Here is a 14,664-nt window from a genome sequence, read left to right as displayed (position 1 = left end):
GATGAAAAAATTGATTCAGCACGTAGCCCTCTACCAGGACCACCATGTCTTAGAAGGCCAGAACATCGCCATCGACGGCTCACGCATTACCGGTTTTCCTGAAGCGCCGGATACGGCCGATTACGACGAAGTCATCGACGGAAAGGGGATGCTGGCCCTGCCGGGCTTCGTCAATACCCATAACCATGTGGCCATGACAGTCTTCCGCAGCTATGCCGACGACATGCAGCTCATGGACTGGCTGGAAAAGAAAATCTGGCCGGCTGAAGCCAAATTGACGGACGACGTCATTTATGCCCAGTCCATGCTGGGCATTGCCGAAATGATCCGCTGCGGTACGACGGCCTATGCCGATATGTACGACCACATGGATCAGGAAGCCCGCGCCGTCGAAGAATCGGGGATCCGGGCCTGCTTATGCCGTGGCAGCATCGGTGTCGGACCGAATGCCCAGACGGGCCTCGATGAAAGCCGCCAGCTCTTTAACGACTGGCATGGCAAGGCCGATGGCCGCATCACCGTCATGATGGGGCCTCATGCTCCCTATACGTGCCCGCCGGAATATCTTCATAAATTTGTCGACTTGGCACGGGAATTAGGGGCAGAAATCCATATTCACCTCAGCGAAACCAAAGGGGAAGTCGAAAACATCAAGCAGCAGTACGGCAAGTCGCCGATTGCCCTGATGGATGAAATCGGCGTATTGGACTGCGGCTGCCTGGCTGCTCACTGCGTCTGGGTCGATGACGACGATATGGATATCATGGCGAAAAAGCACGTCCGCGTCGCCCATAATCCGGGCAGTAACCTGAAGCTGGCCAGCGGTATCGCACCGGTACCCAAGATGCTGGCCAAAGGCATCACCGTCGGTCTGGGGACGGATGGGGCGTCGAGCAACAACAACCTCGACATCGTCGAAGAAATGCGCCTGACTACGCTCATCCACAAGGCCAACACCCTGGACCCCTTGGTCATCCCGGCCGAAACGGCTATCAACATGCTGACCGAAGGCGGCGCCAAGTGCCTGGGCTATACGGACATCGGCAAGCTGGAAACGGGCTATAAAGCCGACATCACCCTCGTCGACCGCGAAGGCCTGCACTGGTATCCCAAGAACGACACCCTGAGCCTCATGGCTTACAGTGCCAACAGCATGGATGTCGATACGGTCCTGGTCAACGGTGAAGTCCTCCTGCGTCATAAAGAATTCACCAAACTGGACATTGAAAAGATTAAAGCCGAAGCCGAACGGACCCGAAAGAAACTCTTTGCACAGATTTAGTTTTAGTAGCTCGTGGCTCGTAGTTCGTGGTTCGTGGCTCGTAGGGGCCATCCTGAAAGGCGGCCCGCTTATGGGAATCCCGGAACGCCGTCTGTATGAGTGCTCCCGCTTTAAATTTAAAATTATCGGCTAACCACTAGCCACTAGCCCCATTAAAAAGAGGCTGTCGCATTAAGACAGCCTCTTTTTACGTTGATCGTAGGTCGTTCATCGTTTGTCGTATGGGATTAAAAATATCAATCCATCGCGATGAACGATGAACTACGAACGAAAAACTTTTAAGTTGAAGGGGTCTCGCATGATGGCAAAAAACTTCGTGCGACAGCCCCATTTTTTTACTGATTAAACGTTTGACACTTTACATATTTAATATAAAATGGTATAATTTCCTAGTATATTAAATGGACAGCATAGAATTACTTGTTTTTATTAATACTTTGGGCGCTGTCTTCGTAAAGGGGGAGTTTGTATGGATGTCGGTATGATTTTGAAGGATGTCAACAATTTTGTCTGGGGACCTATTATGCTGGCCTTTCTGGTCGGGACGGGCATTTTCCTGACCATCCGTCTGAAATTCCTCCCTTGGCGGAACCTGCACTATTCCATCATGATGATTTTCCGCAACGGTAAGCATGCCGGCGATATTTCGCCGTTCCAGTCGCTCATGACGGCCCTGGCTGCCACGGTCGGTACGGGCAACATTGTCGGCGTCGCCACGGCCATGGTCCTGGGCGGACCGGGTGCCCTGGTCTGGATGTGGATCAGTGCCTGCTTCGGTCTTTCGACGAAATACGGTGAATCGGTCCTGGCCGTCAAATACCGCGAAACGAACAGCGTCGGTGAAATGTGCGGCGGCCCGATGTATGCCATGAAGAACGGCATCAAGAACAAGGTCTGCGGCCACACCCTGGCCTGGCTCTTCGCTTTCTTTGCCGTCTGTGCATCCTTTGGCATCGGCAATATGACCCAAGCCAATTCCATTTCGGCCGCCCTCTTTACGAGTTATGCCATCCCGACGTATCTCGTCGGCGCCGTCATCACCGTCTTGTCCCTGGCTATTTTCCTGCGGGGTATCAAGGGCATCGGCCGCGTATCGAGTGTCGTCGTCCCCTTCATGGCGGCTTTCTATTTCGTCGCTTCTATCATCGTTATCGTCGTCAACTGGTCGGCCGTCCCGGCTGGCGTCGCTGAAATGTTCCGCATGGCCTTTTCCTTCGATTCCGTCGCCGGCGGCGTCGGCGGTACCGTCGTCGCTTCGACTCTCCAGGCCATGCGCTGGGGCGTCGCCCGCGGTGTCTTCTCCAATGAAGCCGGCCTCGGTTCGGCTCCGATTGCCGCTGCGGCAGCCCGTACAGACCATCCGTCCCGCCAGGGCTACATCAATATGACCGGGACTTTCTTCGATACCATGATCATCTGTATGCTGACCGGCCTGGTCATCGCCTCGTCGGGGACGCTGGGGACCATCGACCCGTCGACGGGCAAACTCGTCACCGGGGCTCAGCTGACCATCCTGGCCTTTAGTTCCGTCTTTGGCGAATACGGCAAGTTCATCGTGTCCGTCGCCCTGGCGCTGTTCGCCTTCTCGACCATCCTGGGCTGGGAATATTACGGCGAAAAAGCTTTGGAATACCTCATCAAGGCCCGGGCCGTCATCGTCGGCTACCGTGTCATTTTCAGTCTCATCACCTTTGTCGGCGCTACGACGACACTGGACATGGTCTGGAATTTCTCCGATACCATGAACGGACTGATGATCATTCCGAACCTCATCTGCCTCATCTGGCTGAATAAGGATATTGCCAAGGAATGTTTCGAATTCCAGGAAAAAGTCGTCGTCCGCGAAAAACAGGGCGAAGAAGTCGATTACGAAGAAATTACGGCTCATTAAGCCTTGCAAGTCCACCCTTTCCTTGTATAATGGAAGTATAGATTTCCGTTACAGGGGAAGGGTGATTTTTTATGAATATGAAGAAAAAAGCAGCTGCAGCCTGCGTCGCCGTCATGGCCGCGTTTTCACTGCCTATGGGCATCGTTCCGGTCCAGCCGGTCCAGGCGGACCTCATTACCGACGTCATCGGCGGTCTCCAGGTGAAGTCGGCCCTGAGCAAGCAGATCAAGCAGTATGATACGACGAAAGAAGGACAGGCTGCGATTTACCAGTCCGTCACCAAGCAGACCGGCGTCCTCAACAATGAATATTATAATGAACGCTTGTCGACCATCATGAACCGTCTCAGCGCCAGCATCGCCCAGACCGATTCCAGTATTACCAGTCTGCCGTACCGCTGGTATGTCAGTCCGGATACGACCTTTAATGCGGCCTGCACCATGGGCCACGTCATGGTCGTCAACAAGGGCATGTTCGACCTGGTCAGCAACGATGATGAAATCGCCGTCGTCTTAGGACATGAAATGGGCCATGGCCAGAAGCACCACGTCGCCAACTCGACGCAGAAGAAGGTCAATGTCGAAATCGGCAAGATGGTCCTGGCCGATACGATTGGCGGATCCGGCCTGAACAACCTCATCCTCAATACGGTCAGCAATCAGATCGAAACGGTCCATATCGACAGGGCTGCTGAATGGGAAGCGGACAACCTGTCCTTCGATTATATTACCCGGGCTGGCTATAATCCGGGAGCGACAGCCGCCATCTGGCAGCGGGTCATGGAAAAACAGGGCAATAATTCCAGCAACTTCGTCGGTGAAATCTTCTCGCCGTCCGACCACCCGTCCAACCAGGAACGGCGCGATAACTACGCCAACAAGCTCTACGAAATGAGCGGCAAACATGCCAGCGTCAAAGACGGCACGGTCTACGTCAACGGCAAGAAATTCATCAAGCCCGCTGCCACGTCCAGCATGAGTAGTGCCGAACGGTCGTACTTCGTCCTGGGCAACCTGGCCGCAGCTTATAAGAACGGTCATAATCAGCAGCAGGCCACGGCCTCTGGCGGTACGCTCTACTTAGGGCAGCAGAACATCATGACGCCGGTCAACGGCGACCCGTCAGCGGAAGAACTGGCAGCGCAGCTGAATAAAATCAAATAATGACTGAAACAAAATAGCCTGTATCATGAAGAGAAACGATACAGGAAAGAGGAGATTACTTATCATGAAAATCAGAACGGCTACGATGGCCGATTTAGCCGCTGTGACGGCTGTAGAAAAAGCCTGCTTCCCGCCGGCAGAAGCGGCGACGGCAGCGGAATTTCAGGACCGCCTGGCCCATTATGGGGCGCATTTCTGGCTGCTCTTCGATGAAAAGGGAACCCTCGTGTCCTTCGTCGACGGCATGGTGACGGATGAACGGGATTTGACCGATGAAATGTACGCCCAGGCCGCCATGCATGACGAAGAAGGGGACTGGCAGATGATATTCGGCGTCAATACCCTGCCTTCGTACCGCCGCCATGGCTATGCCGGACAGCTCCTGGAAGCGGCCATTGCCGATGCCAGGCGGCAGGGACGCAAAGGCCTGGTCCTGACCTGTAAAGACAAGCTGCTCCCGTATTATGCAAAATTCGGCTTCCAGAACGAAGGCGTCAGCGCCTCTGTCCATGGCGGCGTCACCTGGTATCAGATGCGGCTGACTTTTGCGTAGCTGTCGTGCGGCAAGCCCTTGTTGAATTCATGAAAAAAGTATATAATTAAAGATAGTTTGATGAATTTTTTGTATATCGACAGGGGAGATGTGTTTGTTCATGAATAAAACGATCGTTACGTCTATTTTTGTCGTATTGGCCTTATTATTATCGACGACGTGGGATTTGCTGGCTGTCAAGATTCTGCTGACAGGCTGTTTGATGGGCTGGCTGGCCCGGACTATCGTCGCGAACTTCCAGGCCAATGCCAAGAAAGCGGCTGCCCGCAAGAAAAGAGTCCGTCGTTCGCGTACGGCGCAGCGCAGTCAGACGAGCCAGGCCGGCCAGGCCAGCTTGACGGGACATTAAGAGTGAAAAAATTGAAATCCATAAAATATAAATAATTGCCACATTGGCATGTAATATGTTAAAGAGATTAAACGAAAACATAACGTTTAATCTCTTTTTTATTCTTAAAAATTATAAGCGAAACGCCGACAATGACTTAATGGTATATTTGACAGGCCTTTTTAATCGTGATATACCGTACATATGCGCAGAAGCGAAGATGTATTTTATAGCCTTTATTCTTTATTTGTCTTAACATCTTCAGCTCCTCCGCACCAAACTATTTGTTTTTTGTAAGTATAGGAGGAATTTGTATGAATGGTGTTGTTTTAGTCACCTGTGCTATCGTCATCCTGGCGGTAGCCTATCGGTTCTATGGCAAGTGGCTGGCTAAGACGTGGGGAATCGATCCCAACGCCCTGACGCCGGCTCATCGCCTGGAAGATGGTCAGGATTATACGCCGTCTTCTAAATTCACGGTTTTTGCCAATCAGTTCTCGTCTATTACCGGTGCCGGCCCTGTCACGGGCCCAATCATCGCAGCCGCTTATGGCTGGCTGCCGGCCTTCTTATGGCTCATGATCGGCGGCGTCTTCTTCGGGGCCGTCCAGGACTTTGCAGCTCTCTATGCATCGATGAAGAATGACGGCAAATCCATGGGCGTCCTCATCGAAAAGTATATCGGCACGACGGGCCGCCGCCTGTTCCTGCTCTTCTGCTGGGTCTTCAGCCTGCTGGTCATCGCCGCTTTCGGCGATATCGTCGCTACGACCTTCAACGGCTTTGCCAAAGATGGGTCCATGGTCCTGCCTAATGCCGCAGCGGCTTCCATTTCCATGCTCTTTATCTTCGTCGCCATCGCCTTTGGCCTGTTCATCAAGAAGTTCAATCCCAGTGAAAAGGTACGCTTTGTCATTGCCATTGTCCTCTTGATTGCCATGCTCTATGTCGGCATCGACCTGCCGATTTACCTGGACCGCATGACCTGGTTGTATATCATCTTCGCTTATATTTTCTTTGCTTCCATCATGCCCATGTGGCTCTTGAAACAGCCGCGTGACTATATCAGCGCCTTCCTGCTGCTCATGATGATCGCCGGCGGCGTCATCGGCATCTTCGTTGCACAGCCGACGCTGAATATGCCGGCCTTCACGTCCTTCTCGGTCGGTGGCAAGGATTTGTTCCCGATTCTGTTCATCACCATCGCCTGCGGTGCCGTTTCTGGCTTCCACAGCCTCGTTTCCTCCGGTACGTCGTCAAAGACCCTGGATAAAGAACAGGATTCCGTCTTCGTCGGCTATGGTTCTATGTGCGTTGAATCCGTTTTAGGTGTCGTTTCCCTGGTCATTGCCTGCGCAGCCGCTTCTAACGGCCATGTCGCTTCGGGGACTCCGTTCCAGATTTTCTCCGGCGCTGTCGCTGGTTTCTTCACCATGTTCGGCCTGTCCCAGACGGCCGCTGCCTGCATCATGACCATGTGCGTTTCGGCCCTGGCCCTGACGACCCTCGATGCGGTCGGCCGTATCGGCCGTATGTCCTTCCAGGAATTGTTCAGTGTCGATGAAGGACAGGAAATGAATGCTATCCAGAAAATCTGCGTCAATAAATACTTTGCTACGGTCATCACTTTGTTCTTCGGCTTCCTGCTCTGCCTGGGCGGCTATATGAACATCTGGCCGCTCTTCGGGTCGGCTAACCAGCTGTTGTCGGCTATGGTCCTCATCTGCCTGACCGTCTTCCTCAAGACGACGGGCCGCAAGAGCTTCATGCTGTACGTCCCGATGGTCGTCATGTTCTGCGTTACCATGACAGCACTGGTCGAATCGGCCTATGCCCTGATCATCAAGATTGCCTCGGGCAACTGGTCGCTCCTCATCGAAGGCCTGCAGTTCGTCCTGGCCATCGCCCTGATGGTCCTGGCTGTTTCCATCGTCTACCACTGCGGCAAAGAACTCGTCCACGCCGACAATAAAACGGCGCACCACGACGCTCAGCCCACAGCCACGCATTGAGGGTGTGTTAGCAGTTAGCAGTTAGCAGCTAGCCGTTACCGGTAGCTGTTAGACACTAACGGCTAACCCCTAACGGCTAACCCCTTAAAAAGGAGCTTGTCGTTATACGACAAGCTCCTTTTACTTATAAAAAATGTAATTTATAAAGTTAAATCTCTGTTTGTAATACGAGGTATAACGTTTACATTGTAAAATATGAAAGTTTTTGCTTAAAATCCCTTGACAATATACTAAGTAAAGTGTACAATCTCAGTAACGTTTCCGATAGGGAACACTTCATTTTCAATCATTAAGAGGTATGTAATCATGGGGTACTTAAAAAATTTGACCATCATGTGTTGTACGATATGATCGTATTGTACAACCATTCATAAGGACAATACAATACGAAACCTATTCATCCAGAGCAGCCGAGGGACTGGCCCAATGACGCTGCGGCAACCTACGTACGTAAGGTGCCAATTCCAGCAGGAATCAACCTGGCAGATGAAGTCATGGGCATACGTCTATTTATAGCGCCATCTGCATTTATCAGGTGGCGCTTTTCTTTTGCCGAAAAGGAGCTGATGACATGGAGCATGTGGCAAAGTATTTGACAGAGTTAATTGGCAATACGCCGCTTTTGGAACTGACCCACTGGCAGGAGGTCCACGGCCTCAAGGCCCGCATCCTGGGCAAGCTGGAGTACATGAATCCTTTGGGCAGCGTCAAAGACCGCGTGGCTGCGGCGATGATCGAAGAGGGAATCCGTCAGGGGAAAATCAATCAGGATACAGTCATCATCGAGCCGACGAGTGGCAATACGGGCATCGGCCTGGCCCTGGTGGCCGCCGTGAAGGGCCTGCACCTGATTTTGACCATGCCCGACACGATGAGCCTGGAACGGCGTAAGATCGTGTCGGCCCTGGGGGCGGAAATCGTGCTGACACCGGGCATCGAGGGGATGCGCGGCAGCATCGGCAAAGCCGAAGAATTGAGGGATTCTTACGGCAACGCCTTCATTCCCCAGCAGTTCGACAATCCGGCCAATCCGGCTATCCATCGCCAGACGACGGCTGAAGAAATCTGGCGCGACACGGATGGCCAGGTCGATATCTTCATTTCATCTGTCGGCACGGGGGGAACCATTACGGGGACGGCCCAGGGCTTGAAAGCCCATAAAGAAACGGTCCAGATCGTTGCCGTCGAACCGAAAGATTCTGCCGTCCTTCACGGCGGCCGGCCGGGCCCGCACGCCATTCAGGGGATTGGCGCCGGGTTCATTCCGAAAGTCCTGGATATGTCTCTCGTAGATGATGTGATCGACGTATCCAATGAGGACGCCTACGGCCGGGCGAGGGAAGTGGCCAAGACCGACGGCCTGCTGGTCGGCATTTCATCAGGCGCGTCGTTGCAGGCGGCCCTGGAGCTGGCCATCCGGCCGGAAAACGAAGGCAAGACCATCGTCGTCCTCCTGCCGGATGGCGGCGAACGCTATTTATCGACGGCTTTATTTGAGGGGTAAGGCATCTAAGCCGGTATAGAGGGGGAAAGAAAATGAACAAGAAGCGCATCATAGCTATACTGGCTTTTTCGACAGTACTGGCCGTCGCGGGGGCCTTGGCGGGCTGCGGACGCAGCGATACCGCTGAGAGCGGCGGCACGGTGACGCTGACCAATGTCTCGTATGATCCAACCCGTGAGTTATATAAAGAATATAATGAATTATTCCAGAAACATTATAAAGAAACGACAGGCAAGGATATCCGCATCATCCAGTCCCATGGCGGATCGGGCAGTCAGGCCCGGTCGGTCATTGAGGGCAGCCAGGCCGATGTCGTGACTCTGGCCCTGGCCCATGATATTTCGCTCATCGAAAAGGCCGGCCTCATCCATGAAGGCTGGCAGAGCGATTTTGCCAATGATTCGGCACCGTACACGTCGACCATCGTCTTCCTGGTCCGCAAGGGGAACCCGAAAGGGATACGCGACTGGGATGATTTGGTGAAACCCGGCGTGAGCGTCATTACGCCGGATCCCAAGAGCAGCGGCGGTGCCTGCTGGAACTTCCTGGCGGCCTGGAGCTGGGGGCTTGACCATTTCGGGGGAAATGAAATCAAGACCCGTGCTTTCCTGACCGACTTGTACCGCAACGTCACCGTCATGGATTCCGGGGCCCGCGGCTCGACGACGACCTTCGTCGAAAACGGACAAGGTGACGTCCTTATCGCCTGGGAAAACGAAGCGCTTTATTCGATGCAGGAATATCCCGATAAGTTCGACCTCGTCGTTCCCAGTATCAGTATCCAGGCCCAGCCCAGCGTGGCCGTCGTCGACCGCCTGGCACGGCGCAAGGGCCATGAAGCAGCCGCCCATGAATACCTGGCCTACCTTTATTCCGATGAAGCCCAGGAGCTGGCTGCCAAGAACGGTTTCCGGCCGTCGAATCCGGACATCCTTCAGCGTTATGCCGACCGTTTCGATCTCAAGGTCAAGCTGACCAAGATCAGCGACTTCGGCGGCTGGGATGCAGCTTATGTCAAATTTTTCAATGACGATGCCTTGTTCGATAAGATCATGGCCGACGTCAACGGTAACGAATAGGAGGGGAGCCGGATGAAACATTTTTTTGCCCGTTCCGGCGGGCGCAATCAGATTATTCCCGGCTTTGGCCTGTCCATGGGCATGACGATTACCATGTTGTCCCTGCTCATTCTCATCCCGCTGGCTTCGGTCCTGGCCCATTCCCTGCAGCTGACGGCGAATGACTACGCCAAGCTTATCACCAACAGCGGCATCCGCAATGCGTTCATCACCAGTATTTCCTGTTCCATCCTGGCAGCGCTGGTGAACTGCGTTTTCGGTTTCATCCTGGCCTGGGTCCTGGTCCGCTATGAGTTCACGGGCAAACGGCTCCTGAACGGCGTCATCGAACTGCCCTTTGCCCTGCCGACGGCCGTCGCCGGCATTACCTTATCCAAGCTCTATTCCGATACGGGCTTCTTTGGCAGCTTCTTTGCCAGCTATGGCATCCAGATCGCCTATACCAAAATCGGCCTGACCATCGCCATGATCTTCGTCGGCATTCCCTTCGTCGTCCGCTCGATCCAGCCGGTCCTGGAAAAGCTCGACCCGACGTATGAAGAAGCGGGCAGTATGCTCGGCGCGTCGACGTTCACCATTTTCCGGCGCATCATTTTCCCGGAACTGCGGCCGGCCCTCCTGACCGGCTTTGGACTGGCTTTTGCCAGAGGCCTCGGCGAATACGGCAGTGTCATTTATATTTCCGGCAACAGCGCCAAGCATCATACGCAGGTCGTATCGTACGTCATCATGCAGAAGCTCAATTACGTCGATTACGCCAGCGCGACGGCCATTGCCCTGGCTATGCTGGTCATCGCTTTTGTTACTTTGTTTTCGATTAATATGATCCAGGTCCATCAGGCCCGGCGCGTCCAGTAGAGGAGGGGAGACGTTATGAAACACAGTAAGACCGAAGTCGTGCTGCTGACTATCAGCGTCCTCTTCGTCGTCATCATGCTCATTGTGCCCCTCATTTCGGTCATCACCAATTCGCTGGCCGAAGGCTGGGATTTCTACATCCGGGCCCTGACGACGCCCTACGTCCTGTCGGCTTTGCGCCTGACTTTGATCGCGACGGTCATCGCCGTCTTCGTCAATACGATTTTCGGCCTCGGCGCGGCCTGGGCTATTTCGAAATTCGATTTCCGCGGCAAGCATTTCCTGACGACGCTCATTGATATCCCCTTTTCCATCTCACCGGTCATCGCCGGCCTGGCCTTCATCATGACCTTCGGCCGCATGGGCTGGATCGGCCAGTGGATCGAAGTCCTCAACGATTATTGGGGAACGGATATCCAGATTGTCTTTGCCGTTCCTGGCGTCATCTTGGCGACGATTTTCGTCACCTTTCCCTTTGTCTTCCGGGAAATCATCCCCGTCCTCAGTACCAACGGCCGCGATGAAGAGGAAGCGGCAGCCCTCATGGGGGCCAGCGGCTGGACGATTTTCTTCCGCATCACCCTGCCGCAGATCAAATGGGCCCTGCTCTATGGCATCGTCCTCTGTACGGCGCGGGCCCTCGGAGAATTCGGGGCGGTCAGTGCCCTGTCCAAGCTGCGCGGCGAAACCTTTACGCTGCCCCTGGAAATCGACGCCCTCTATCAGTCCGGGTCGGCCGATTCCATCACGGCGGCCTTTGCCGTATCGTCGCTGTTAGTCCTGTTAGCCATCATCGTCCTGCTGCTCCGGACTTTCCTCGAAGCCAAGGCCGATAAGACGTCATAAAGGAGGTGAAGCGCATGTATGTCGAAATGAAACACATCGAAAAGAATTACGGCTCCTTCCACGCATCGCGCGATGTCTCCTTTGGCATCGACAAGGGCAAGCTCGTCGCCCTCCTCGGGCCCAGCGGCAGCGGCAAGACGACGATCCTGCGTATGCTGGCAGGGCTGGAGAACCCCAACAGCGGCGACATCTTCATCGACGGCCGCCGGGTCAATGATATTCCCGCAGCCAAGCGGGGCATCGGCTTCGTCTTTCAGAACTACGCCTTGTTCCGCTATATGACGGTTTACGATAACGTCGCTTTCGGGCTGGAAATCCAGAAGCGGCCGAAAGCGGAAATCCGGCAGCGCGTCCTGGAGATGATCGACCTCGTCGGCTTGTCGGGAATGGAAAAGCGTTATCCTAACCAGCTTTCCGGCGGCCAGCGTCAGCGTGTCGCCTTTGCCCGGGCCCTGGCGCCGAATCCCCAGGTCCTGCTCCTGGATGAACCGTTTGCCGCCATTGACGCCAAGGTCCGGCAGGAACTGCGCAACTGGCTCAAGGATACGATCCACCGCGTCGGCATTACCAGCATCTTTGTCACTCATGACCAGGATGAAGCCGTCGAAGTGGCCGATGAAATCATCATCACCAACCACGGCCATATCGAACAGGTCGGGACGCCGCTGGATATTTACCGCCAGCCCCGGACGCCCTTTGTGGCTCAATTTATCGGAACTCCGGTTGTCATCGACAACTGCAACGTCCTCACGGGATTCCTGCAGATCGGAGCCGGAAAACAAGCCATCGTCCGGCCTGAGTTCCTCAAGATTTATAAACAAGGGACTTTGAAACAGTACATCAGTGCCGCCGAACAGGGGACGGTCGAAGCCGTCGTCTTCCGCGGCAGCCACCTCGATGTGACGGTCCGCATCAAGGGCCTTTTGATCCACGGGGAATATTCCTTCGACGATCCGCCCCTGTCTGTCGGCGAGACCGTCCAGGTCCTCATTTACCGCTTGTACGTCCTCGACGGCGACAAGACCTATTTGAAAGAAAACAGTGCCATGACGTCGGCCGACGTTTTCTACATTTAACGAAGGAGTTATGCTATGCAGATTACCAGCGAGAAGATCATCCATACGGATGTCCTCATCATCGGCGGCGGGACCGCAGGCTGTTATGCCGCCCTGACGCTCCGCAGCCTGTCTGATGCGTCCATCGTCATCGCCGAAAAGGCCGATATCCGCCGCAGCGGCTGTCTGGCAGCCGGCGTCAATGCCCTGAATGCGTACATCACCAAAGGCCATACGCCGCAGTTTTACGTCGATTACGCCAAGAAGGATGCTGCCGGCATCGTCCGGGAAGACCTGCTCCTTACGATGTCTGAAGGCCTCAACAAAGTCACGAAGAAGCTGGAAGACCTGGGACTGGTCATCTTGAAGGACGAAAAGGGCGAATACGTCGCCCGCGGCACGCGCAACATCAAGATCAACGGCGAGAACATCAAGACCATCCTGGCCGATGCCGTCAAGAAGCTCGAAGATGTACAGGTCATCAACCATTTGAACATCACCGACTACATCGTCCGCGATAACACCATTGCCGGGGCCCTGGGCTTCGATATGCGCACGGGTACGGCTTATGAAATCCGGGCCAAAGCCGTCCTCTGTGCCACGGGCGGCGCGGCCGGCCTCTACCGGCCCAACAATCCGGGCTTTTCCCGGCACAAGATGTGGTACTGTCCCTTCAATACCGGTGCCGGCTACGCCATGGGCATCCGGGCCGGGGCCGAGATGACGACGTTCGAAATGCGTTTCATTGCCCTGCGCTGCAAGGATACCATCGCGCCGACCGGGACCATCGCCCAGGGTGTCGGAGCCAAGCAGATTAATGCCCGCGGCGAAGTGTACGAGCAGAAATACGGCCTGACCACCTCCCAGCGCCTGTACGGTACAGTCCGGGAAACGCTGGATGGCAACGGGCCCTGTTATCTCGGCACAGAAGGGATTACGCCAGCCCAGGATGAATCGCTCCTCAAGGCGTACCTCAACATGGCGCCGAGCCAGACGTTGAAATGGATTGAATCCGGGAAGCTGCCGAGCCAGCAGAACGTCGAAATCGAGGGGACGGAACCGTACGTCGTCGGCGGTCATACGGCCAGCGGCTACTGGGTCGACACGAACCGTCAGACGACCATCCATCATCTCTACGCGGCTGGCGACGTCGCCGGCGGCTGCCCGCAGAAATACGTCACCGGGGCGCTGGTCGAAGGGGAAATCGCTGCCAAGGATATGGTCCGCCAGGGCCTGACCGATACGACCGGCCTCGATGCCGCCGAAGAAAAGGCTATCCTTGCGGAAAAAGTCGCCGAATACAACGCGGCCCTCGGCGAAACGGACAGCTTCTTCACGGTAGAACAGCTGGAAGAAGCCATGCAGAAAGTCATGGATACCTATGCCGGCGGCATCGGCAGCCATTACCAGTACAACGAAAAGCAGCTCGCCCTGGCCGATGAAAAAATCGACCAGCTCATCGAACTGGCGGCCCACGTAGGTGCCAGCGACTATCATGAACTGCTCTTCGTCTACGAACTGCGCGAACGGCTGACGGTCTGCAAGGTGCTCATCGCCCATCTGCGGGCCCGCAAGGAAACGCGGTGGCATTCCTTTGCCGAAAACCTGGATTATCCGGATCAGAGCGATGATTGGCTGAAATACGTCAATTCCCGCTTGGGTAGCGATGGCCAGATTCACATGATTTACCGCAATTTAGTATCAGGAGGGGAAACCTATGAGCATACGCATTAATCAGGAACGCTGTATCGGCTGCGGCCAGTGCATCGACGTCTGCCCAGGCAGCCTCATCGACCGCAATGACCAGGGCAAGGCCTGGATGCATTATCCCAAGGACTGCTGGGGCTGTGTATCCTGCGTCAAGGCATGTCCCGTCCAGGCTATCGACTTCTACCTCGGCGCCGACATGGGCGGCCGCGGCAGTACGATGAATGTCACGACCGAAGGTCATTACCTGCATTGGCATATCCATATGGCCGACGGGCAGGAAAAGACCATCACCGTCGACCGCAAACAAGCCAATTCATATTAATTAGTTGGCAGTTTGTAGCATAGCGTTTGTAGTAAACACACACCCGTTGCTGTAAACTGAA

13 protein-coding genes and 1 riboswitch are annotated in these 14,664 nt (G+C 54.8%); all 13 genes read left to right on the top strand.

Going from position 1 to position 14,664, the window contains the following annotated elements; all coding sequences use genetic code 11:
• Position 1: 1 nt before the first annotated feature.
• Positions 2 to 1,282 carry an amidohydrolase gene (locus tag ACE418_RS04780; protein WP_416449546.1) on the top strand — a complete coding sequence of 427 codons (1,281 nt, stop codon included), beginning with the start codon at positions 2 to 4 and terminating at the stop codon, positions 1,280 to 1,282.
• A gap of 469 nt (positions 1,283 to 1,751) precedes the next feature.
• Positions 1,752 to 3,173: an alanine/glycine:cation symporter family protein gene (locus ACE418_RS04775; protein ID WP_416449545.1), complete on the top strand. Its 1,422-nt coding sequence runs from the start codon at positions 1,752 to 1,754 to the stop codon at positions 3,171 to 3,173.
• A 71-nt stretch (positions 3,174 to 3,244) separates the two neighbouring features.
• Complete coding sequence (locus tag ACE418_RS04770; RefSeq protein ID WP_416449544.1) at positions 3,245 to 4,336, top strand: M48 family metallopeptidase; 1,092 nt, start codon at positions 3,245 to 3,247, stop codon at positions 4,334 to 4,336.
• A 64-nt stretch (positions 4,337 to 4,400) separates the two neighbouring features.
• The gene (locus ACE418_RS04765) at positions 4,401 to 4,889 is read left to right on the top strand and encodes a GNAT family N-acetyltransferase (RefSeq protein WP_416449543.1); all 489 of its coding nucleotides are present in this window, start codon (positions 4,401 to 4,403) and stop codon (positions 4,887 to 4,889) included.
• A gap of 100 nt (positions 4,890 to 4,989) precedes the next feature.
• Positions 4,990 to 5,238 (top strand): hypothetical protein, encoded by a 249-nt coding sequence (locus ACE418_RS04760; protein ID WP_416449542.1) that lies wholly within the window; start codon positions 4,990 to 4,992, stop codon positions 5,236 to 5,238.
• Positions 5,239 to 5,531: 293 nt separating this feature from the next.
• Positions 5,532 to 7,229, top strand: a complete 1,698-nt coding sequence (locus ACE418_RS04755) for a carbon starvation CstA family protein (protein ID WP_416449541.1) — start codon at positions 5,532 to 5,534, stop codon at positions 7,227 to 7,229.
• Positions 7,230 to 7,623: 394 nt separating this feature from the next.
• Positions 7,624 to 7,722, top strand: a riboswitch (SAM riboswitch).
• A 78-nt stretch (positions 7,723 to 7,800) separates the two neighbouring features.
• A complete protein-coding gene (cysK, locus tag ACE418_RS04750) occupies positions 7,801 to 8,733 on the top strand; it encodes a cysteine synthase A (RefSeq protein WP_416449540.1) in 933 nt (310 codons plus the stop codon).
• 32 nt (positions 8,734 to 8,765) lie between these two features.
• On the top strand, positions 8,766 to 9,812 hold the full coding sequence (locus tag ACE418_RS04745; protein WP_416449539.1) for a sulfate ABC transporter substrate-binding protein: 1,047 nt from the start codon (positions 8,766 to 8,768) through the stop codon (positions 9,810 to 9,812).
• A gap of 12 nt (positions 9,813 to 9,824) precedes the next feature.
• Positions 9,825 to 10,670 carry a sulfate ABC transporter permease subunit CysT gene (gene cysT, locus ACE418_RS04740; RefSeq protein WP_416449538.1) on the top strand — a complete coding sequence of 282 codons (846 nt, stop codon included), beginning with the start codon at positions 9,825 to 9,827 and terminating at the stop codon, positions 10,668 to 10,670.
• A 15-nt stretch (positions 10,671 to 10,685) separates the two neighbouring features.
• Positions 10,686 to 11,516, top strand: coding sequence for a sulfate ABC transporter permease (locus tag ACE418_RS04735; RefSeq protein WP_416449537.1), 831 nt, complete (start codon positions 10,686 to 10,688; stop codon positions 11,514 to 11,516).
• 26 nt (positions 11,517 to 11,542) lie between these two features.
• A complete protein-coding gene (locus tag ACE418_RS04730; protein WP_416449536.1) occupies positions 11,543 to 12,592 on the top strand; it encodes a sulfate/molybdate ABC transporter ATP-binding protein in 1,050 nt (349 codons plus the stop codon).
• 15 nt (positions 12,593 to 12,607) lie between these two features.
• Positions 12,608 to 14,305 carry an adenylyl-sulfate reductase subunit alpha gene (locus tag ACE418_RS04725; protein WP_416449535.1) on the top strand — a complete coding sequence of 566 codons (1,698 nt, stop codon included), beginning with the start codon at positions 12,608 to 12,610 and terminating at the stop codon, positions 14,303 to 14,305.
• Positions 14,289 to 14,603: a 4Fe-4S dicluster domain-containing protein gene (locus ACE418_RS04720; RefSeq protein ID WP_416449534.1), complete on the top strand. Its 315-nt coding sequence runs from the start codon at positions 14,289 to 14,291 to the stop codon at positions 14,601 to 14,603. The genes ACE418_RS04725 and ACE418_RS04720 overlap by 17 nt, the downstream gene beginning before the upstream one ends.
• The last annotated feature ends 61 nt before the right edge of the window (positions 14,604 to 14,664 follow it).

Source organism: Megasphaera jansseni, assembly GCF_047974155.1.
Taxonomy (GTDB): Bacteria; Bacillota; Negativicutes; order Veillonellales; family Megasphaeraceae; genus Megasphaera.
The sequence above is the reverse complement of the archived record's forward strand: the minus strand, read 5'-3'. Positions and strand labels throughout refer to the sequence as shown.